The following is a 19738-nucleotide window of genomic DNA, read 5'->3' as shown; positions in this document are numbered from 1 at the left end:
TCATGGGACGACGATCAGGAGGCGCACTCCCCGGTGTCGACCGACCGCGAGTCCTCGCCCGCGGCCACGTTCAGCGCCTGGCCGACCTGCTCGGCGGTCAGCACGAAGCCGGTCTCCGAGTCGTCGAGCGCCGCGCCGAACACCACGCCCAGGACCCGCCCGTCGGGCGCGATCATCGGTCCGCCGGAGTTCCCGGAACGGACGACGGCGCGCACCGTGTAGACGTCGCGGGTGACGCTGCCCTGGTCGTAGATGTCCGGGCCGCGGAGCCGGATCCGCTCCCGGATCTTGCCCGGGGTCACCGTGTAGGGGCCGTCCAGCGGGTAGCCGATGATGATCGTGTCGTCGCCGACGCGGGCCGGGTCCGGGCTGAACTGCAGCGGGTCGGCCTCGAGGTCGGGCACGTCGAGCACCGCGACGTCGACCTCGGGGTCGTAGCTGATCACGTCCGCGTCGAGCTGGCGGGTCCGCCCGGAACCGGTCGTCACCTCGACGCTGGTGCTGGTCGTGCCGGCGACGACGTGGGCGTTGGTCATCACCCGCTGCGGGGCGACGACGAACCCGGTGCCCTCCAGCGCGCGACGGCACGACGGCGCCCGCCCGCGCACCTTGAGGATGCTGTCGCGGACCTCGCTGACCACCGGGGAGTTCGCCAGACCGGAGTCCGGCGGCCCGACGGCGGCGACGGGCGTCCGGGCGAACGGGCTGACGACGTCCGGGAAGCCGGAGTTGTCCAGGATCTGGCGCAGCTCGGCGGGCAGGGCCCGGGCGGCGTCGGGCATCACCGAGTCCACGGTGCGCAGGACGGTGGAGTCGCGCACCGCCGAGGTCACCCCGGCCAGGCTCGTCGAGGCCAGCGGCAGCGCGATCAGCCAGGCGGCGATCACCACGGCGACGGCCTGCACCCCGGCGCCCAGCGCCGAGTCGATCTTGATCACGCTCTCGCCGCGGATCCGGTCCCGGATCTTGCGGCCGAAGTACACCCCGGTCGCCTCGCCGAGCGCGACCAGCAGCACGACGGCGCCGATGCTGACCAGGATCTTCGCCTGCTGCGACTCGACGCCGCCGGCCAGCAACGGGGCCAGGCGCAGGCCGAGGACGGCCCCGGCCAGCACGCCGATGAACGACAGCAGCGCGACCGCGACCCCGTGCCGCCACCCGGACACCGCGGCCAGCAGTGCCAGCACGACGACCAGGATGTCGACCCAGCTCACGTAGCCTCCTGGCGTCGGGTTCGGGCCCGTGACCAGGCCTCGTCGAGGTCCTCCGTACGGGTGGCGTCCCAGGGACGCTCCCAGCCGGAGCGGTGCAGCAGCGCGGACAATAGGCCAGCGGTGAAGCCCCAGATCAACAGCCCCGACGTCCGGAACGCCGGGCCCGTGTGACCTCGCGGGCCGCGGACGCTGAGCCGGTTGTCGGGGTCGAGGAGCTCACCCACCGGGACCCGCAGCACCCGTTCGGTCTCCCCGCGGTCGACCACCCGGACCGGTGCCGGTCGCGCCCAGTGCGCGAGCACCGGCGTGACCAGGAAGCCGGTCGGCGGGATCAGCAGCTCGGGCAGCACGGCGAGCGGGACGACCCCGGACGGGTCCAGCCCGGTCTCCTCCTCCGCCTCGCGCAGGGCGGCGGCGACCGGGCCGTCGTCACCGGGGTCGATGCCGCCGCCGGGGAACGAGACCTGCCCGGCGTGGGCGCGCAGCGTGCTGGCGCGCTCGGTGAGCAGCACGTCCGGCTCGTCGCCGTGCTCGCCACCGGAGCCGTCGGCGAACAGCATCAGGACCGCGGCCTTGCGCCCGCCGGACTCCGGCGGGGTGCGGCGGTGCCCGAAGAACGCGGGGTCGATGCCGTCCGCGCCGTCGACCAGGGGGCGCAGCGACTCCGGAGCGGCGGCGGGGTCGAGAGAGGGGCTCACGACGCTCCCAGCTTCGTGACGGCGGCGGCGACCTCGTCCGCGGAGCGGAACGGGATCGGCGGGTCCACCCGGGCCACGGTGCCGTCGGCGCGCACGACGTAGCTGGCCGGCAGCGCGGGCGGGATGTCCAGGGCGGTGCGCAGCGCGTTCCGCGGGTCGGTGACCGCGGGCAGCGTCACGCGCAGGTCGCGCAGCAGCGACAACGCGGCCACCGGGTCGTCGCGGACGTCGACGGTGAGCACCGGCACCGAGCCCGGCCGCGCGGCGTACTCGGCGAGCGCCGGCAGCTCCTCGCGGCACGGCGCACACCAGGACGCCCAGACGTTGACCAGCGCCGGCCGCCCGGCCAGCGCCGCGCCGACGTCGACGGTCCCGTCGGCGCCCAGGCACGGCACCGTCACCCCGGCCAGCGGTCCGGCTGCGGTCGCATCGAATGCGGGGGCCGCACCGGGCCGGGGGGCCGGGCACGGATCGAGCGCGGCGCCGGCGCGGGCCGAGGCCAGCGCCACCGGGTCCGCCGCGGCCGGGTCGCCGTCCGGCTCACCCGCCGTCGACGAGTCGGTGCCCGTGCCGGACGACGATCCGGACGGGGAGTCCGGCCACAGGGCGAACACCGCGAGCGCGACGAGGACGACGACGACCACCGTCGCGACGATCTCCGAGCGGGAGGCCCCGCCGTGGCGCGACCGGGTGCCCGACCGGCTCACCGCCCGTTCCCGGAGGGAGCGGGGGTCCCGTCGCCGAGGCCGACCAGCTCCAGCAGGTGCGGCCGCTCCGGGCCCTTGACCAGCGCGGCGGCCTGTTCGGGCTCGGTCGGTCCGAGCCCGAACGACGGGCAGTCGACGGCCAGCGAGCACGCCCCGCAGGCCGGTTTCTTGGCGTGGCAGACGCGACGGCCGTGGAAGATCACGTGGTGCGAGACGATCGTCCAGTCCCGCCGCGGGACGAGCTCGCCGATCGCGTGCTCGACCTTGACCGGGTCCTCCTCGGTGGTCCAGCCCCAGCGCCGCACGAGCCGGCCGAAGTGGGTGTCGACGGTGATCCCGGGGACGTCGAAGGCGTTGCCGAGGATGACGTTCGCCGTCTTCCGGCCGATCCCGGGCAGCTTCACCAGCTCGTCGAGGGTGGCCGGCAGCTCGCCGCCGTGGTTCTCCACGACGGCCGCGCCCAGCCCGATCAGCGAGGTGGCCTTGTTCCGGTAGAAGCCGGTCGAGCGGATGCGCTCCTCGAGCTCGGTGCGGTCCGCCCCCGCGTAGTCCGCGGCGCTCGGGTACGCGGCGAACAGGCCGGGCGTGACCTGGTTGACCCGCTCGTCGGTGCACTGCGCGGACAGGATCGTGGCGACGGCCAGGTCCAGCGGCGTGCCGAAATCGAGTTCGCAGTGGGCGTCGGGATAGGCCACGGCGAGGCCACGCAGGATCCGGCCCACGCGGCGGGCTCGGCCGATCGGGCTCTCGCCGGCCTCGACGCGCGCGGCGAGCCCGGCGGCGGCCCGCCGGGTGGGTCGCCGGACGGAGGTGCTCACCCGTCCGAGACTACGGGGACCCACCGACAACCCTCGCCGGAGGAGTCCGGCCCGCGGTAACGGTGGGTGAGGTTGCTCCGATGAGGGTCACGAGTGCATATCAGGATCGCCGCCACGGACACCCCGCGCGACGGACCGGCTCCGGTGTGCGAGAGGATCAGCTCTGCCATGACTGCCTGGTTGTCCGTCCTCGTGCCGCTGCTCGTGATGTTCTTCGCGCTGGGTATGGAGCGCGTCGAATCCCGGCTGCGGGAGTCCACCGTGCGTCAGGACGAGCTCGACGAAATGCTCGAGCAGCCCCGTCCCGACGAACTCCGCGCCCTGTTCCGTCAGGGCACCGGCCGCGCGCTGGAGCTGTTCCGGTTGCGCAACAGGGGCCGTCGACGGGGAGCCCGGCGCAGCCGGATCCCGTCGGCCTGACAAGATCGTCCGTGGGCCGCGGGCATCCTGCAGCGGTCCGAACGAGTGACGGAACCCGGTCGGGCGCGCCCGAACGGGTTCCTGCTGCGCATGCGCACGGCGTCGGGCCCTACACTGGCGCGCCGACGACCCGCCGCGCCTGTGCGGTAGGTGAACGAGGAGCTGTGCAGTGGACGACGTTCTGATCCGGGCCGGGATCTTCCAGGGCGTGGAGCCCCAGGCCGCCGAGGCATTGGCCGAGGCGCTGGAGCCCGCGGAGTTCTCGCGTGGGCAGGTGATCTTCAGCGAGGGTGAGCCCGGTGACCGCCTCTACATCGTCTCCGGTGGCAAGGTGAAGCTCGGCCGCAAGTCCCCGGACGGCCGGGAGAACCTGCTGATGGTCGCCGGTCCGTCGGACATGTTCGGCGAGCTCTCGATCTTCGACCCGGGCCCGCGGACCTCCACCGCGACCGCGGTCACAGAGGTGCGCACGCACACGATGGACCGCGCCGCGCTGCGCGAGTGGATCGGCAAGCGCCCGGAGATCGCCGAGCAGCTGCTGCGCGTGCTGGCTCGCCGTCTGCGCCGTACGAACAACATGCTCGCCGACCTCATCTTCACCGACGTCCCCGGCCGTGTCGCGAAGTCGCTGCTGCAGCTCGCGCGTCAGTTCGGCTCCCAGGAGTCCGGCCTGCTGCGGGTCACCCACGACCTCACGCAGGAGGAGATCGCCCAGCTCGTCGGCGCCTCCCGCGAGACCGTGAACAAGGCGCTCGCCGACTTCGCGCACCGCGGCTGGCTGCGGCTCGAGGGCAAGAGCGTCCTCATCCTGGAGCCGGAGCGCCTGGCCCGCCGGGCCCGCTGACCGGGTCGGCCGACCCCGTCCGACGGGGCCGGCCGATATCGACTGGTACGCCCGTACCAGTTTGTGTGATGCTGAGGGCATGGCTGCATCCCTCGGTGACTACCGCGCTGCGCTGAGCGCCCCGGGAGCCGCGGCCCCGGTGCTCGCCTCGATCCTGGCGCGGCTGCCGATCGCGATGCTCAGCCTGGCCGCCCTGCTCTACGTGCAGGGTGTGTCGGGCTCCTACGCGTTCGCCGGGGCGGTCTCGGCCGGGACCCTGGTCGGTATCGGCGTCGGGATGATCGTCCAGGGGCGGTGGCTGGACCGGGTCGGCCCGACCCGGCTGCTGCTGATGTTCAGCGCCGCGTACCTGGTGATGGTGTCGGTGCTGTTCGCCGGGATCGAGCTCGGTGCCGGTCTCGCCGTGCTGGTCCCCGTCGCGCTCGTGACGGGCCTGGTCACGCCCGCGATCGAGGGTTCGTCGCGGGCCCTCTGGACGGACCTGGTGCCGCCCGGTCCGCGCCGCGAGGCCGCCTACACCTACGAGTCGATCAGCCTCGAGGTCTTCTTCATCCTGGGTCCCGCGCTGGCCGCGGTGCTCGTGGTGACGGCGCCCTGGCCCGGCACCGCGCTCGCCGTGGCCGTGGCGGCGGAGGTCACCGGCACCGTCTGGTTCGCCCTGACCCGCGCCACCCGTACCCGCACCGCGCGCATCCGTGCCGAGCGGGCGCGATCCGGGCTCACCCGCCCGGCCGTGTCGGGGACGTCGCGCCTGTTCGGTGTGATGGCCCGGCCCGGGATGCGGACCGTCGCGCTCGCCTCGCTCGGGTTCGGCCTGACCGTCGGGTCGGTGGAGGTCGGCGTCCTGGCCGCGACGGCGGCGGCCGGCGCCCCGGCGATGGGCGGCGTGCTGCTCTCGGCGTGGTCGGTGGTCTCGGTGCTGGCCGGTGTCGCCTACGGCATGCGCCCGTGGCCGCGGGCGCTGCACCTGCGGTTCCCGGTCCTGCTCGCCGGGTTCTCGGTGCTGGTCGTCGTGCTGGCGCTGGTCGCGCCGAGCGGGTCGATCCTGCTGCTGGGGGTGGTCATGTTCCTGGCCGGCGCTCTGATCACGCCGCAGACCACGGCGCACTCGCTGGGCGTGGAGCTCGCCGCACCGGGGGAGTCGGCGACCGAGGCGTTCAACTGGGTGGTGACGGCGGTGGTGTTCGGGGTGTCGATCGGGCAGTCGCTGGCCGGGGTCGCGGTGGACGCGTTCGGCCCGGTCGGGTTCCTGACAGGCGGCGTCCTCGGTCTCGTCGTCGCGGGCCTGCTGTGGGTGCTCCGCGGCACCCTGGCCGCCGACGCGCGGGTCCCGTCCGCGGCGTCCGCGTGATCGACGTCTGCGGTCATGCGCGGGTCACCGGTGGCCGGAACGTGACCGCGGAGATCGATCACCGATGAGGGAGCACGCCGTGCGCGGTTTCGAGGGGCTGGTCGACGACGCCGGGGTACGCGGGATCGAGCGGGTCCGCCAGGTCGTCGCCGCGGACTTCGTCGACGTCGACGCCGCCCATGACCTCGCCCACCTGGACCGGGTCGCGCGCCTGGCCGCGACGATCGCGCACCGCGAGGGCCTCGACCCCCACGTCGCCGCGCTGGCCGCCTACGTGCACGACTACCACCGCCTCGAGGAGGCCCGCACCGGCGCGACGGTGGAGCCGCCGGAGTGCGCGCACCTCGTCCGGTCCGCGTTCGAACGGGCCGGGATCGCCGAGGAGACCTGGGCTCCGGTGCCGGCCGCGGTGGACGCGACCGGGCGGTTCAGCTTCTCCGACCGGTTCACCGAGCCCGCCCAGGGCGTCGCCGCCTGCCTGCACGACGCGGACATGCTCGACGCCATGGGCGCGATCGGCATCGCCCGCGCGTTCACCTACGGCGGGACGATCGGCGAGCCCATCTGGGAGCCCGGCGAGGACCTCGCGTCGACCTACACCTCCGGGCGGACCAGCTCCGTCGTCGCGCACTTCTACGAGAAGCTGCTGCACCTGCGCGACGAGCTCACCACCCCGTCCGGACGCGCGATGGGCGAGCCCCGGCACCGCGTCCTGGTGGAGTTCCTGCAGCGCTTCCACATCGAGTTCGGTGACGGTCCCCCCGGGCGGGACCCGGAGGGCCCGGTCAGGCCCGGAGGTACTCCAGCTGCGCCGTGACCGACCACTCCGCGGCGTCCCAGAGCTTCTCGTCGACGTCGGCGTAGACGACCTCGACGACCTGACGCGCCGTCGCGTCCGGCCCCAGCTCCTCCAGTGCCGCGCGGACCTGGTCCAGGCGCTCCTCGCGGTGCGCGAGGTAGGTCCGGGCGATCTCGGCGGCGTCCGGCAGGTCGGGCCCGTGCCCGGGCAGCACCGGCACCCCGGGCGGCAGCTCGGCGAGGCGCCGGAGCGAGTCCAGGTACGGGCCCAGCCCGCCGTCCGGCTGTGCGATGACGGTCGTGCCGCGCCCCAGGACCGTGTCACCGGTGAGCAGGGCGGGGGCGTTGCCACCGATCAGGAACGACGTCGAGTCCGCGGTGTGCCCGGGCGTGGCCATCACCCAGAGCGGCAGCCCGGCGGCCTGCACGGTCTCGCCGTCGGTGAGCGGGTCGGCGCCGGAGCACAGCCCGGGGTCCTGCGCCCGGATCGGGGCGCCCACCATCTCGGCGAAGCGCGGGGCTCCGCCGGAGTGGTCGTGGTGGTGGTGGGTGAGCAGGACCAGCGCGACCGGCGGTCCGTCGGCGAGGCGTTCGAGGTGCTCGCCGTCGTCCTCGCCGGGGTCGACGACGATCCGGTCGGAGGCGCCCGGACCGGCCAGGACCCAGGTGTTGGTGCCCTCCAGCGTCATGTGGCCGGGGTTGTTCTGCAGCAGCACCGAGGCCAGCGGGTGCGCCGGGCGGAGGACGCCGTAGGCGGGGTGTTCAGGAGCGGCGGTCATTCGTCCGGTCCCTTCGGGGTGAGGTGGTCGGCGGCGGTCTCCCAGTCCGGGTCACCGGGCAGGACGACGGCGACCGACCGCCCCTCCCGGCGCACCCGCGGGATGACCGGGGAGATCGTCCGGTGCTCGGCCGCGGCGAACACGTCGTCGGCGGTGTCGTGCTCGGCGATCTCCTGCAGCGTGCGCAGGGTGGGCGCCATCAGCTCGATCTCGCGCTCCTCGTAGGAGGCCAGGGCGTGCGCCGGGGACCACCAGCGCGCTTCGACGGCCTCGGTGGTGCCGTCGTCGGCGCGCTGGCCGTCCGGGACGCGCGCGACAAGGAACGCGGTGTCGTAGCGCTTCGGGTTGGCCGGCGGGGTGATCCAGCGGGCCCAGCCGCGCAGCAGGTCCGCGCGCAGCACGAGGTCGTGCGCGTCGAGCAGCTCGCCGAACGTGCTGCGGCGTTCCACCAGGTCGGTCCGCAGCGCGCGGGCCTCCGGGAGAGCGGCCGGGTCACCGCCGTCGGGGCCGGCCAGCAGCACGCCGCACTCCTCGAACGTCTCCCGGACCGCGGCGCAGACCAGCGACCCGCCCAGCTCCGGCGTCGTCTCCAGGCGCTGTCCCCACCAGGCGGGGTCGGGCCCGCGCCACCGGGCCGGGTCGATCACGTCCGAGGACGAGACGCCGCCGCCGGGGAACACCGTCATGCCGCCGGCGAACGCCATCCCGGCCACCCGGCGCTGCAGGAACACCTGCAACGGCGTGCGTCCGGCCGGCGGGTCGGGATCGTCGCGCACCAGCAGGACGGTCGCCGCCGGGCGCGGGACCACCGGTGTGTCGGGCGCGTCGGCCCGGGACGTGCTCATGCCCGGACCCTAGGTCATCACCGGCGCCCGGACAGCAGCGAGAATCGTCTCCATGGACGTGCGGCGCATCGGGTTGGTCGGTGCCGGACCGTGGGCCCGCGCGGTGCACGCCCCGGCGATCGCGGCGCACCCGCGCTGGGAGCTCGCGGGCGCCTGGACCCGCCGTCGGGAGGCCGCGCGGGAGATCGTCGGCGGGTTCGGTGGGCGGGCGTTCCCGCGTCTCGACGACCTGGTGGACGCCTGCGACGCCGTCGCGTTCGCGGTCCCGCCCGCCGTGCAGGGCGAGCTCGCGCCCGGGGTGGCTGCGGCCGGACGGCACGTCGTCCTGGAGAAGCCGCTGGCCCAGGATCTCGCCGGGGCCCGTGCGGTCGCCGGCGCCGTCGCCGCGGCCGGGGTCTGCTCGGCGACGATGCTCACGCTGCGCTTCGACCCCGGCGTCCGGGCGTGGCTGGACGCGATTCCGGACGGCCCCGCCGGGCCGGACACCACCGGCTCCGCGCGCTGGCTCTCCGGCGCGCTGCTCGGCGGCCCGTACGCCGGGTCGGGCTGGCGGGCCGAGCACGGCGCGCTGCTCGACATCGGCCCGCACGTGATCGACCTGCTCGACGCCGCGCTCGGCCGCGTCGTCGGGGTGGACCTGGCCCACCGCGCCGACCCCGACCTCTGGCGGTTCGGGCTCGCGCACGCGGGTGGGGCGCGCAGCACGGTCACGCTGTCGCTGCGGATGCCGATCGACCCCACCGAGTTCGAGGCGACGGTCCTCGGCGCGGCCGGGCGGCACCGCCTCGACCGGCGCCCGCCCGACGCCGCGGCCTGCTACGGACGGCTGCTCGACGACCTCGCGACGGCGATCACGGACGGCCGCACCGACCTGCCCGTGGACGCGGCCCGGGCCCTGCACCTGCAGGAGGTCGTCGACCGAATGCTGCGGGCCGCGGGCTAGGCAGGGGTTCAGCCGGCGTCCGGGTGCGCCGAGCCGTTGCGCGGCCCGAGGTCGCCGCCGCCGTTCTCCCGCGCGGCCAGCTCCTCCTGCAGACGGCGCAGCAGCTCCTGCTCGTTCGGGGTCAGGCGTCCGCCCAGGTCGGGGCCGGGCGCCGGGCGGCGATCGCCGCCGCCGCGGGACGGGTGCGGCGTCGGGCGGCGGCCGTTCCCGGACGGCTCCGGCGTGGACCGGCCGGGCGGGTCCTGGGCGGCCGGGTGCTGGGCCCGGGCGACGGTGTCGCGGTCCTTGGGCGGCGCGGTGCCCGCCGTCGGGCCGTTCTCGGGGAGCCGTCCGGTCGGCACGGCGTCCTCCCCACCGGCGTCGACGGCCGGATACCCCTCGGTCCGGAGGCCGGCTGCGGGGTCCTCGGCCCCGTCAGCGGCCGGAGGCACCGTCTCCTCGGCGTCGGGGGTGTCCAGGCGGTGCCGGGGACCGGAGGGCCGCACGGCCTCGGGTGGAGCCGTCTGCGACACCGGCCCGGTGGTCTCCGGCACGGCCGGCCCCGTCGTGCCCGCCGCTGACGCGCCCGCCCCCGACGCGCCGGCCTCCGGCTCGGGAGGCTGCGCCCGCGGGACGGGCGTCGGCCGGAGCGGCCCGGTACCGGAGACACCCGCACCGGGCGGGGCCGTGACGGACCCACCGGATGCGGACGAGCCGGGAGACGCCGGATCGGGTGCGGACGAGTCGGTGGCCGACGGACCGGGGTCGGTCGACTCGACGCCGGACGGCCCCGGTCCGGGGTGGGCGGGCGGGAGGGGTGCCCGCAGGATCGGTGGCGGACCCGAGACCGACCGCAGCCGCATCCCCTCCGGCCCGCCGTCCTGCGACACGTCCCGGAGCCCCGTCGTCGGGGTCGGGCCGGTGACCGGCTCGACGTCCGGGTCCGAGGTCGACCACGCACCGGTCGCCCAGTCCCGGTCCCAGTCGTCCTCGCCCGGGTACGCCGCGCCCGTCGAGGTGTCGGCGGAGGACCGCGTGGGGTCGGCGCGGTCGTACCCGCGGTCGTCGACGCCGCGGCCGCCGATCGTGGGGGCACCGATCGCGGGGGCAGGATCGCCGATCGCGCGGACCGCATCGTCGATCACCGGCCCGTCGATCCCGGGGCCGTCGGCCGCGGGGCCGTCGGTCCCGGCGCCGTCGTGACCGTCGTGGTCGAGGCCCCGGTCCAGCGGCGGGCCGTCGAACCATTCCGGGCCGTCCGGCACGGGCGCGATCCGGCGCGGTGCCGGTCGGGGTGCGGGGTGCCCGTCGACGGAGGGGTTCGTGCCCGCGCCGGGACGGGGGACGTCGTCCGCCGGCACCGCGTACATCCCCGGCCGGGAGCTGTCGTCGACCTTAGGCGGGGCGACGGGCCGGGCAGGAGCGACGGGGTGGAGGGGCGCGACGGGGTGGACGGGGGCGCCGAGATCGGGAGCGCCGAGGCCGGGGGCGTGGGTCCGGCCGTCGTCGAACGGACCGGCCCCGGGTGCCGGCCCGGACGGCGACCCGCTCGGCCCGGACACCGGCGCCGGTCCGGTCGTGTCGTTCGCCGTGGACCAGGCGTGCGCGGCACCGGCCGCCGCGGCGACACCGACGGCGATCCCGCCACCGGCGGCGAGGTTCCCGCCGCCCGGACCCGCCGGGACCGGCGGCACGCTCGACGGCCCGGGATCGGTGTCGGTGAGGTCCCGCCGGTCGTGGTCCGGGAACGGGGTGTGCACCGCACCGGAGGATCCGCCGGGCTCCGACGACCCGTTCCCCGGGACGTCGGGACGCCCGTCCGAGGACGGCGGAACGTCCTGGTGGGTCAGGAGCTCGTCGATCATCCCGGTGTCGGGGCCGGGAGCGTGCGGGCCGGGAGCCTCGGGGCCGCTCGCGTGGGCGCCTGCTGCGTGGGGGCCGCCTGTGTGGGGGCCGCCTGCGTGGGATCCCGGGACGTCGGGCTGTCCGGGACCCGCGGGCGGAAGGGCCGTGGGCGGTGCCCCGCCGGGTGCGACCGGGCCCGTGCGGGGCTGCGGAGCGGGTGGTACGAGCCCCCGCACCGGGATCATCCCGACGGCCGGGGTCGCCGCGCGAGCATCCGGAGCGGGCCCGGAGTCCGGCGCCTCCGGAGCACCGGCCGGGGTGGCCCCGGGGCCCGGCGCCGCCGGCACACCGGACGGAGCGGCCGCCGGTGCGGGCGCGGCGTCGTCGGCGGTGGGGTCCAGCGGGAGGGCCTCGGACAGAGCGGCCAGGTGGTAGGGCGGCAGCGCCGTCCCGTCGACGAACGCCTCCACCGACGCGGGCACGCCGGCCCGGGCCAGCGCGGCGCCGAGCTGGTAGGCCAGCACCTCGACCGGCCCGCCCGTCTGCACGGCGGCGAGCAGCACCGGGTGCGGCAGCGGCCCGGGCGCGGCCCCGGCCGGGGTCAGGCGCCAGACCAGCGACACCCGGGCCCCGCTGCGGGCGACGACCGGCAGGTTCGTCCCGATCCCCGCGACCCGCACCGCGACGTCGGCCGGCCCGGCCTCGGCCGCGAACCGGTGCGCCGTCTCCCCCGGCGGGACGCCCGGGGGCAGCGCACGGTCGGCGTGCGGTTCGACCCGCAGCGCGACGGCCGCGTCGACCAGCGCGTCCCGCAACGGCGACGGCAGCGCGGTCCGCGCGGCGGCCAGCGAGGCCACCAGCAGCTCGAGCGCCGGGACCTCCTCGCCGACGGCGACGAGCTCGCGCCCGGTGGCGAGCAGGTCGTCGTCCACCCACCCGGCCAGGGCCAGGAGCAGCTCGTGCGCGGTCGGGGCCGCAGCCACGGTCTCGGACATGGGTGTCTCCTTCGCGCCGACGACCTGGGGTCAGGTCCCGGTCAGCGCGCCCGAGGGGATCTCGGTCGCGGGGGCACCGGCCTCCTGGCCGGGGGCGGGCACGGCGTCGGCGGGGTGCGCCGGCGCCGCCCACAGCGTCGCCGAGCCGAGGAACGCGGCCTGGTGGTAGGCGGGGACCTCCATCTCGATGGAGAGCACCTCGACGCACGGGGTGCGGTCGCCGTGCACCCGCAGCAGGCGCTGCAGGGTCGCGGTCAGGTCCCACGGCCGTTCGGCGCCGAGCACCAGCAGGACCCGCTGCTCACCGTGCGGGCCGCGCAGGCTCTGCCGCAGCTCCTCGACGCCCGGGTGACCGGCGACCACCGACGTCGCCGACAGCGCCGCCAGGTCGGGGAGGCCGTGCCCGGCCGCGAACGCCGTCCACGGGTCGTCGAGCTCGGCCAGCGGCAGGATGGCGTCCACCAGCCGCCGCGACGGCGAACGCTCGTCGACGCACAGTGCCAGCAGGTCGCGCTCGTGGTCGGTCAGCCCGAGCCGGTGCCGCAGCAGCGCCCGCGGCAGCACCGCGTCCACCGAGTCGTGCGCACCGGCCGCGAGCCAGTCCCGCAGGCGCCACAGCAGGTCGTCGGGCAGACGCCCGGCCAGCCGGACCAGCAGCTCGTGCCCGGCCGCGACGGAACCGGCGCCCGGCCCGTCGACGCCGGGGGCGCCCGCGGTCATGTCAGCCGACCTCCACGATCAGCTCGACCTCGACGGGGGCGTTCAGCGGCAGCTCGGCCACACCCACGGCGGACCGGGCGTGCGCACCGGCCTCACCGAAGATCTCGCCCAGCAGGTCGGACGCGCCGTTGATCACCTTCGGCTGCCCGCCGAAGTCCGGCGAGGACGCGACGAACCCGACGACCTTGACGATCGAGGTCACCGAGTCCAGTCCCACCAGGTCGTCGATCGCGGCGAGCGCGTTCAGCGTGCAGATCCGGGCCAGGTCGTAGGCGTCCTCGGCGGAGACGTCGCCGCCGATCTTGCCGGTCTTCGGGAGCTTCCCGTCGACGAACGGGACCTGCCCGGCCGTGAACACGAGGTTCCCGGAGCGCTTGGCCGGGATGTAGGCCCCGGCGGGGGTGGCGACCGGCGGAAGGGTCAGGCCGAGCTCGGCCAGCTTCGCCGTCGGGCTCATGCCGGGATCGGGCGCTTGAAGAACGCCACCAGCTGCTCGGCGTTGGCGCCGGTGGTCACGGTCACCAGCTCCCAGCCGTCCTGGCCGAAGTTGTCCAGGATCGCCTTGGTGTTGTGGATCAGCAGCGGTGCGGTCAGGTATTCCCACTTGGTGGCCGGGGAGCTCATGTCACGGAACTGTAATGGCCGTACGTCCGTCCCATCGCATCCGCCTCGGCGGGCGGTGGGGTGTGAGCGACGGCCGTCACCAGGCCGGAGGCCCGTCGGCTCCGTACGCTGGCCGACGTGACGACGACCGGTTGGCCCGATCCCCTGTCGACGGCTCGGTTCCATGTGGTGTCCGGCAAGGGCGGTACCGGCAAGACGACCGTGGCCGCCGCGCTCGCCCTGGCCCTGGCCACCGGCGGCAAGCGCACCCTGCTCGTCGAGGTCGAGGGACGTCAGGGCATCGCCCAGGTCTTCGACACCCCGCCGCTGCCCTACGAGGAGCGCAAGATCGCGATCGCGCCCGGCGGCGGCGAGGTGCGCGCCCTGGCCGTGGACGCCGAGGCGGCGCTGCTGGAGTACTTCGAGATGTTCTACCGGCTCGGGGTGGCCGGACGGACGCTGCGCCGGATGGGCGCGGTCGAGTTCGCCACCACCCTGGCCCCGGGCCTGCGGGACGTCCTGCTCACCGGCAAGGCCAAGGAGTGCGTGAGCCGCACCGACCGCGACGGCCGCCCGGTCTACGACGCCGTCGTCCTCGACGCCCCGCCCACCGGACGCCTGGTCACGTTCCTCGACGTCACCCGCGCGATGGCCGACCTGGCCAAGGCCGGTCCGATCCACGGCCAGGCCGAGGGCGTCGTCGAGCTGCTGCACTCCCCGCGCACGGCCGTGCACCTGGTCACGCTGCTGCAGGACCTGCCGGTCACCGAGACGCTGGAGACCGTCACCGAGCTGCAGGAGGCCGGCCTGCAGGTCGGCACCATGATCGTCAACCGGATGCGCGAGCAGTGGCTGCCGGACCGCTCGGTCACCGCCGCCGCGCACGGCCGGGTCGACAGCTCACGGATCCGCACCGGCCTGGCCGGTGCGGGCATCGACCTGGCCCCCGACGAGATCGACGGCCTGGTCGCCGAGACCGTCGAGCACGCCGTCCAGGTCGCCGGGGAGGCCGCGGCGCTGCACCGGTTGGACACGGAGCCGGATCCGGGGCTCGCTCGCGTCACGCTCCCGCAGGTGCTCGGCGGGGTGGACCTGGGCTCGCTCTACGAGCTCGCCGAGACGCTGACCGCACAGGGTGTGCGACTGGAGGCACGCACGTGACCCGCGGTATCCATCTCGACGTCGACGCCGTGATCGACGACCCGGCCACCCGCGTCGTCGTGTGCTGCGGCTCCGGCGGCGTCGGCAAGACGACGACGTCGGCCGCCCTGGCCCTGCGCGCCGCCGAGCGCGGGCGGAAGGTCGTCGTGCTGACGATCGACCCGGCCCGCCGCCTGGCCCAGGCCCTCGGCCTCGACGAGCTGAGCAACGAGCCCAGCACCGTCCCCGGCGTCGGCCGCCCGGACGGTGGCGCGCTCGACGCGATGATGCTCGACATGCGTCGCACGTTCGACGAGATGGTCGAGGGCCACACCGAGCCGGACCGGGCGCAGAGGATCTTCGAGAACCCCTTCTACCAGACGATCTCCACGTCGTTCTCCGGAACGCAGGAGTACATGGCGATGGAGAAGCTGGGCCAGCTCGTCTCGTCCGGCACGTGGGACCTCGTGATCGTCGACACCCCGCCGTCGCGTTCGGCGCTGGACTTCCTCGATGCCCCGCAGCGCATGTCGAAGTTCCTCGACGGCCGCATGATCCGGCTGCTCTCCTCGCCCGCCCGCGCCGGTGGCCGCGGCATCCGCAAGCTGGTCGGGGCCGGTTTCAGCCTGTTCGCCAAGGTCGTGTCGACGATCCTGGGCGGGCAGCTGCTGGCCGACGCGTCGGCGTTCGTGCAGGCCTTCGACACGATGTTCGGCGGGTTCAACGAGCGCGCCGAGAAGACCTACGCGCTGCTGCGCTCGCCGGGGACGGCGTTCCTCGTCGTCGCCGCGCCGGAGGCGGACGCGCTGCGCGAGGCGGCCTACTTCACCGACCGTCTGGGCAGCGAGAACATGCCGCTGGCCGGGCTGGTGCTCAACCGCACCCACCCGGTCCTCGCGCCGGTGTCGGCGGCCCGCGCCCGGGCCGCGGCCGAGAAGGTGGGCGGGGCCGGGTCGCAGATCGCGGCCGCGGTGCTGCGCCTGCACGCCGACCGGGTCGACCTCTCCGAGCGCGAGGAGCACCTGCTCACCCGCTTCGCCGCCGCGCACCCGTCGGTGCCGGTGGTGCGGGTGCCGTCGATCTCCGAGGACATCGCCGACCTCGACGGCCTGCGCAAGGTCGGCCGGCTCCTGGCCGGCGCCGGGACCGCGGACGCGACGGCCGTCGCCGGCAGCTGACCCCGGCGGCCGGGGATCAGGGCAGGTTGAACCAGATCATCGGGTTCTTCGTGCTGCCCCGCGCCCCGGTCAGGCCCAGCTCGGTGCGGACCTCGTTGATCGCGTCGAAGTTCTTCGGCGAGTTCTTGCGGGCGGCGGTGAAGAACGGGACGTCGTGGTCGGCGAGCCACTTCACCACGACCTGGCCCTCGGACCAGACGCGGGCGGACCGGCCGTGGAACACGTCGTGGACGCTGGCCGGGATCCCCGACGTCATCCGCGGGAACAGGTTGTCGACGTACCACTGGCCGAACTTCTTGCCGTGGTCGGCGTCGATGAACAGGTAGTCGGTGTCGGCGGGCAGCGCGTCGAGGTTCTCCTTGACGTCGCCCTTGGTGAACGTCCACCGCCCGTCCGAGAGCTCGGACGGCACGGTGCGCTTCACGTGGTCGACCATGTCGAACGAGTGCAGGTGCCCGGTGCCGTTGTCGCGCAGCGCGCTGAGCAGCCAGGTCGTGGACCAGCCGTAGAACGTGCCGATCTCCACCACGTGCTCCGGGCGGTACTCGCGCAGCAGCAGGTAGGTGATCTCGGCCTCGAGGTCGTCGAGCTGCGGGGTGACCGTCGAGGCGTTGGTCGCCAGGAACGTGCGCTGCTGCTCCACCACCGCCGCGAGGTCGGAGGTGTACTTCCGGTAGAGGCCGGAGACGAACTCCAGCTCGCCGGTCGCGATCACGAGCGTCCTCCAGGGGTCTGGCCTGCGGCCGGTGGGCCGCCCGGCGGGCAGAGAGCGCAACGGGTTCGCGCATCTGCGAGGTCGGAGCGACGAAGGTACCGACCCGGCCCCGGCCGCCGCCGTCCAGGTCACGCGCTGCGCGCGGCGCCCCCGGCGTAGTGCTCGCTCCGGGCACGTCCGAGCAGCTGCGCCCAGGACCGGACGTCCGGGCGCCGGCGCAGCAGAGCGCGCCGCTCCCGCTCGGTCATCCCGCCCCACACGCCGAACTCCACCTCCTGGTCCAGCGCGTGCGCGAGGCACTCGGTGCGGACCGGGCAGGAGAAGCAGAACTCGCGGGCGTCGCGCTGCTCGGCGCCGGTGACGAACAGGTCGTCGGAGTCGGAGGTGCGGCATCGGGCGGCCGAGCGCCAGTTCCAGGTCGGCAGGCTCATCGGCTTGCCGGTGCTGCGCAGCCGCGGACGGGTCGGGCGGCGGCGGGAGGCGTCGGTGCCCGGTTCGCAGGCCCGGGGGGCGGGGACGGAGGACAGCGGGGAGACGGGGGACGGTGCGGACATCGTGGGTTCCACCTCGGGGACGGGGCGGGACCTCCGACGGGTCCCGCGCTCTGGCGACGAGAACGATTTTCGGCCGCCCCGCCCGTCCGGGTCACCGCGCAAAACTACGCAACCGTGGGCGTGTGACCTGACGGGTTCCTGACCTCGCGACCCGTACGCTCACCTTGTGAGGTTTCCCCGGCATCTTCTCCGGCCGATCGGCGTGATCGCCGGGCTCTGCGTCCTCGCCGGTGTGGTGTTCGCCGGCATGGCGTTCCCCGTCGCGGCCGGTCTCGGCGTCCTGTCCAACGAGGCCGGGGACAGCGTGAGCTCGAGCTCCGCGGACCTGGTCGGCACCGACGCGCCGCTGACCACGACGGTGACCGACTCGGCCGGGGCGCCGATCGCGTACCTGTTCGACCAGAACCGCACCAACGTGACCAACGAGCAGATCGCGCCGTCGATGAAGGCCGCGATCCTGGCCATCGAGGACCGCCGGTTCTACGACCACCAGGGCGTCGACTGGCAGGGAACGCTGCGCGCGGTCGTCGCGAACTCGGCGTCCGGGGAGACGGTGCAGGGCGCCTCGACGCTGACCCAGCAGTACGTCAAGAACTACATGCTCTACGTCGACGCGCAGACCGAGGCCGAGCGGCTCAAGGCCACCGAGCAGACCCCGGCGCGCAAGCTCAAGGAGGCGCGGGTCGCCCTGCAGCTGGAGCGCCAGCTGAGCAAGGACGAGATCCTCAACCGCTACCTCAACATCGTCTTCCTGGGCAACGGGTCCTACGGCGTCGCGGCCGCGTCGCGCACCTACTTCAACACCACCCCGGACAAGCTGACGGTGCCGCAGGCGGCGCTGTTGGCCGGGATGGTCCGCAGCACCACCCAGTTCGACCCGATCCAGAACCCGAAGACCGCGACCGACCGGCGCAACCTCGTCATCGCGCAGATGCGCGACCAGGGCATGATCGACGACGCCCAGGCGCGGCAGGCGGCCGCGTCGTCGCTGGGCGTGGCGAACCCGCTGGTCAGCGTGCCGAACGGCTGCAACGGCGCCGGCGACATGGGCTTCTTCTGCAAGTACGTCGTGCAGTACCTGACCGAGGCCGGGTTCTCCCTGGAGCAGATCAACCGCGGCGGCTACACGATCAAGACCACGCTGGACCGCAACGCGATGACCCAGGTCAAGGCGTCGCTGGACCGCGAGGTCCCGCCGGACACCCCGAACGTCGCGAACGTGATGTCGCTGGTGCAGCCGGGGCAGGAGAAGCACCGGGTGCTCGCGATGGGCGCCAGCCGCACGTTCGGTCTGAACGCCGACGAGGAGGAGACCAGCTACGGCTTGCCGTACCAGCCGGTCAACCTCGGCGCGGGATCGGTCTACAAGATCTTCACCGCGGCCACCGCGCTGGAGAAGGGCCTGGGCATCAACTACAACATGCAGGTCCCGGCGTCGGGCTACGCGTCGCCGATCTACGTCGACGGCAGCGGGCGCCCGATCCCGGTCGCGAACTCCGGCACCTACCCGCCCAACATGTCGATGACCGACGCGCTGGCGACGTCGCCGAACACGGCGTTCATCAAGCTCGAGGAGTTCACCGGCGTCCCGGACGTGGTGGACATGTCGGTGCGGCTGGGCCTGAAGTCGCTGGCCACGACGAAGTTCACCGACCCCAACACCGGCGAGCGCACGGACCGCTCGATCGCCGAGGTGACCAAGGCGCAGAAGCTGGCGTCGTTCACCCTGGGCGTCACGCCGACGAGCGTGCTGGAGCTGGCCAACGTCGGCGCGACGCTCTACAGCCAGGGCAAGTGGTGCCCGCCGACGCCGATCGACGCGATCACCGACGCGTCCGGCAAGCCGGTGCCGATCACCGAGGAGCCCTGCGCCCAGGCCGTCGACCCCGGCCTGGCGAACACGCTGGTCAACGGCCTGAGCAAGGACGACATCAGCGGCACCTCCGCGGCCGCGGCCAAGCAGGTCGGCTGGAACCGGCCGATGGCGGGCAAGACCGGGACCACCCAGCAGCACAAGTCGGCGACGTTCGTCGGCGCGATCCCGGAGATGTCCGGCGCGGTCATCACGTTCGACAACTCGAACTCCCCACGCCCGCTCTGCGACGGCGGCGGGGCCCCGTTCGCCTGCGGTGAGGGCACGATCTTCGGCGGCAAGACCCCGGCCGAGACCTGGTACGGCGCGGTGAAGCCGCTCGTCGAGGGCAAGCCGGTGTCCCCGCTGCCGACACCCGAGGGCCGCTACCTCGAGGGCGGCGCGGAGTCGCGGATCCCGGACGTCGTCGGCAAGGACGTCGACGACGCCCGCTCCGAGCTGCAGGACGCCGGCTGGGCCGTGACCACCCGCGAGGTGGACAACCGCGCCACCGCGGGAACCGTGGTCGGGCAGACCCCGCGCGGCGCCGCGCTGCCGGGTGAGCAGGTCTCGCTGCAGATCAGCTCCGGGACCGTGCCCGCGCCACCGCCGATCCCGGGGGCGGCGACCCCGTCGCCGGCGCCGGGCGCAGCGCCACCGGAGGGCGGCGGGGACGGCGGCTGATCCGTTCCCGCTGGTCACCCGACCGGGCGCAGATCTGCTCTGCGTCGCGTGTGGAC

General features: G+C 74.7%; 20 protein-coding genes. 8 read left to right on the top strand and 12 right to left on the bottom strand.

Annotated elements, in window-relative coordinates; all coding sequences use genetic code 11:
- Positions 1 to 14 precede the first annotated feature (14 nt).
- Genes EV383_RS29770 through nth form a run of 4 tightly spaced genes read right to left on the bottom strand, consistent with a single transcriptional unit; the run spans position 15 to position 3437 of the window.
- Entirely contained in the window at positions 15 to 1214 is a 1200-nt protein-coding gene (locus EV383_RS29770; protein ID WP_130293373.1) for a MarP family serine protease, read from the bottom strand.
- Positions 1211 to 1912, bottom strand: coding sequence for an NUDIX hydrolase (locus EV383_RS29765; protein ID WP_207223707.1), 702 nt, complete (start codon positions 1910 to 1912; stop codon positions 1211 to 1213). The genes EV383_RS29770 and EV383_RS29765 overlap by 4 nt, the downstream gene beginning before the upstream one ends.
- The gene (locus EV383_RS29760; protein ID WP_130293371.1) at positions 1909 to 2619 is read right to left on the bottom strand and encodes a TlpA family protein disulfide reductase; all 711 of its coding nucleotides are present in this window, start codon (positions 2617 to 2619) and stop codon (positions 1909 to 1911) included. Before EV383_RS29760 ends, EV383_RS29765 begins: the two co-directional genes overlap by 4 nt.
- Positions 2616 to 3437: an endonuclease III gene (nth, locus tag EV383_RS29755; RefSeq protein ID WP_207223706.1), complete on the bottom strand. Its 822-nt coding sequence runs from the start codon at positions 3435 to 3437 to the stop codon at positions 2616 to 2618. The genes EV383_RS29760 and nth overlap by 4 nt, the downstream gene beginning before the upstream one ends.
- 168 nt (positions 3438 to 3605) lie before the next feature.
- On the opposite strand from nth, the gene EV383_RS29750 reads away from it, so the two are divergent.
- From EV383_RS29750 to EV383_RS29735, 4 genes are all read left to right on the top strand, one after another.
- Positions 3606 to 3857 carry a hypothetical protein gene (locus EV383_RS29750; RefSeq protein WP_130293369.1) on the top strand — a complete coding sequence of 84 codons (252 nt, stop codon included), beginning with the start codon at positions 3606 to 3608 and terminating at the stop codon, positions 3855 to 3857.
- A 169-nt stretch (positions 3858 to 4026) separates the two neighbouring features.
- Entirely contained in the window at positions 4027 to 4701 is a 675-nt protein-coding gene (locus EV383_RS29745) for a Crp/Fnr family transcriptional regulator (RefSeq protein WP_130293367.1), read from the top strand.
- A 79-nt stretch (positions 4702 to 4780) separates the two neighbouring features.
- Complete coding sequence (locus EV383_RS29740; RefSeq protein WP_130293365.1) at positions 4781 to 6052, top strand: MFS transporter; 1272 nt, start codon at positions 4781 to 4783, stop codon at positions 6050 to 6052.
- Positions 6053 to 6131: 79 nt separating this feature from the next.
- Complete coding sequence (locus EV383_RS29735) at positions 6132 to 6869, top strand: HD domain-containing protein (protein ID WP_130293363.1); 738 nt, start codon at positions 6132 to 6134, stop codon at positions 6867 to 6869.
- Here EV383_RS29735 and EV383_RS29730 read toward each other — a convergent pair.
- Positions 6838 to 7629, bottom strand: coding sequence for an MBL fold metallo-hydrolase (locus tag EV383_RS29730; protein WP_130293361.1), 792 nt, complete (start codon positions 7627 to 7629; stop codon positions 6838 to 6840). The two genes, EV383_RS29735 and EV383_RS29730, sit on opposite strands and share 32 nt — an antisense overlap.
- Positions 7626 to 8474 (bottom strand): NUDIX hydrolase, encoded by an 849-nt coding sequence (locus tag EV383_RS29725; RefSeq protein ID WP_130293359.1) that lies wholly within the window; start codon positions 8472 to 8474, stop codon positions 7626 to 7628. The genes EV383_RS29730 and EV383_RS29725 overlap by 4 nt, the downstream gene beginning before the upstream one ends.
- Positions 8475 to 8526: 52 nt before the next feature.
- On the opposite strand from EV383_RS29725, the gene EV383_RS29720 reads away from it, so the two are divergent.
- On the top strand, positions 8527 to 9417 hold the full coding sequence (locus tag EV383_RS29720) for a Gfo/Idh/MocA family protein (RefSeq protein WP_130293357.1): 891 nt from the start codon (positions 8527 to 8529) through the stop codon (positions 9415 to 9417).
- A gap of 8 nt (positions 9418 to 9425) precedes the next feature.
- Here the strand turns inward: EV383_RS29720 and EV383_RS29715 are convergent, their stop codons facing one another.
- Genes EV383_RS29715 through sp36 form a run of 4 tightly spaced genes read right to left on the bottom strand, consistent with a single transcriptional unit; the run spans position 9426 to position 13580 of the window.
- Positions 9426 to 12236, bottom strand: coding sequence for a hypothetical protein (locus EV383_RS29715; RefSeq protein ID WP_130293355.1), 2811 nt, complete (start codon positions 12234 to 12236; stop codon positions 9426 to 9428).
- A 30-nt stretch (positions 12237 to 12266) separates the two neighbouring features.
- Complete coding sequence (locus EV383_RS29710; RefSeq protein ID WP_130293352.1) at positions 12267 to 12956, bottom strand: hypothetical protein; 690 nt, start codon at positions 12954 to 12956, stop codon at positions 12267 to 12269.
- Between the two features lies 1 nt (position 12957).
- Entirely contained in the window at positions 12958 to 13413 is a 456-nt protein-coding gene (locus tag EV383_RS29705) for a RidA family protein (protein ID WP_130293350.1), read from the bottom strand.
- Positions 13410 to 13580: a Sp36 family protein gene (gene sp36, locus EV383_RS29700; RefSeq protein ID WP_130293348.1), complete on the bottom strand. Its 171-nt coding sequence runs from the start codon at positions 13578 to 13580 to the stop codon at positions 13410 to 13412. The genes EV383_RS29705 and sp36 overlap by 4 nt, the downstream gene beginning before the upstream one ends.
- Before the next feature lie 117 nt (positions 13581 to 13697).
- Between sp36 and bagA the strand changes: the two genes are divergently transcribed.
- Positions 13698 to 14720 carry an ATPase BagA gene (gene bagA, locus EV383_RS29695; RefSeq protein WP_130293346.1) on the top strand — a complete coding sequence of 341 codons (1023 nt, stop codon included), beginning with the start codon at positions 13698 to 13700 and terminating at the stop codon, positions 14718 to 14720.
- Positions 14717 to 15877 carry an ATPase BagB gene (gene bagB / locus EV383_RS29690; protein WP_130293344.1) on the top strand — a complete coding sequence of 387 codons (1161 nt, stop codon included), beginning with the start codon at positions 14717 to 14719 and terminating at the stop codon, positions 15875 to 15877. Before bagA ends, bagB begins: the two co-directional genes overlap by 4 nt.
- A gap of 16 nt (positions 15878 to 15893) precedes the next feature.
- On the opposite strand, the gene EV383_RS29685 is transcribed toward bagB, so the two are convergent.
- Complete coding sequence (locus tag EV383_RS29685; protein ID WP_207223705.1) at positions 15894 to 16592, bottom strand: class I SAM-dependent methyltransferase; 699 nt, start codon at positions 16590 to 16592, stop codon at positions 15894 to 15896.
- A 128-nt stretch (positions 16593 to 16720) separates the two neighbouring features.
- On the bottom strand, positions 16721 to 17023 hold the full coding sequence (locus EV383_RS29680; RefSeq protein WP_130295222.1) for a WhiB family transcriptional regulator: 303 nt from the start codon (positions 17021 to 17023) through the stop codon (positions 16721 to 16723).
- A 289-nt stretch (positions 17024 to 17312) separates the two neighbouring features.
- Between EV383_RS29680 and EV383_RS29675 the strand changes: the two genes are divergently transcribed.
- A complete protein-coding gene (locus EV383_RS29675; protein WP_242623366.1) occupies positions 17313 to 19682 on the top strand; it encodes a penicillin-binding protein in 2370 nt (789 codons plus the stop codon).
- Positions 19683 to 19738: the final 56 nt, after the last annotated feature.

Origin of the sequence: Pseudonocardia sediminis (assembly GCF_004217185.1) — a bacterium.
GTDB classification, from domain to species: Bacteria; Actinomycetota; Actinomycetes; order Mycobacteriales; family Pseudonocardiaceae; genus Pseudonocardia; species Pseudonocardia sediminis.
Note: the sequence above shows the minus strand (reverse complement) of the source record. Positions and strands in the feature narration are given on the sequence as shown.

Excerpts from the sequence above, each read along its gene's own strand:
- EV383_RS29730 (WP_130293361.1), bottom strand. The coding sequence starts at position 7,629 with ATGACCGCCGCTCCTGAACACCCCGCCTACGGCGTCCTCCGCCCGGCG.
- EV383_RS29710 (WP_130293352.1), bottom strand. The coding sequence starts at position 12,956 with ATGACCGCGGGCGCCCCCGGCGTCGACGGGCCGGGCGCCGGTTCCGTC.
- EV383_RS29705 (WP_130293350.1), bottom strand. The coding sequence starts at position 13,413 with ATGAGCCCGACGGCGAAGCTGGCCGAGCTCGGCCTGACCCTTCCGCCG.
- EV383_RS29750 (WP_130293369.1), top strand. The coding sequence starts at position 3,606 with ATGACTGCCTGGTTGTCCGTCCTCGTGCCGCTGCTCGTGATGTTCTTC.
- EV383_RS29725 (WP_130293359.1), bottom strand. The coding sequence starts at position 8,474 with ATGAGCACGTCCCGGGCCGACGCGCCCGACACACCGGTGGTCCCGCGC.
- sp36 (WP_130293348.1), bottom strand. The coding sequence starts at position 13,580 with ATGAGCTCCCCGGCCACCAAGTGGGAATACCTGACCGCACCGCTGCTG.
- EV383_RS29720 (WP_130293357.1), top strand. The coding sequence starts at position 8,527 with ATGGACGTGCGGCGCATCGGGTTGGTCGGTGCCGGACCGTGGGCCCGC.
- EV383_RS29680 (WP_130295222.1), bottom strand. The coding sequence starts at position 17,023 with ATGAGCCTGCCGACCTGGAACTGGCGCTCGGCCGCCCGATGCCGCACC.
- EV383_RS29740 (WP_130293365.1), top strand. The coding sequence starts at position 4,781 with ATGGCTGCATCCCTCGGTGACTACCGCGCTGCGCTGAGCGCCCCGGGA.
- EV383_RS29715 (WP_130293355.1), bottom strand. The coding sequence starts at position 12,236 with ATGTCCGAGACCGTGGCTGCGGCCCCGACCGCGCACGAGCTGCTCCTG.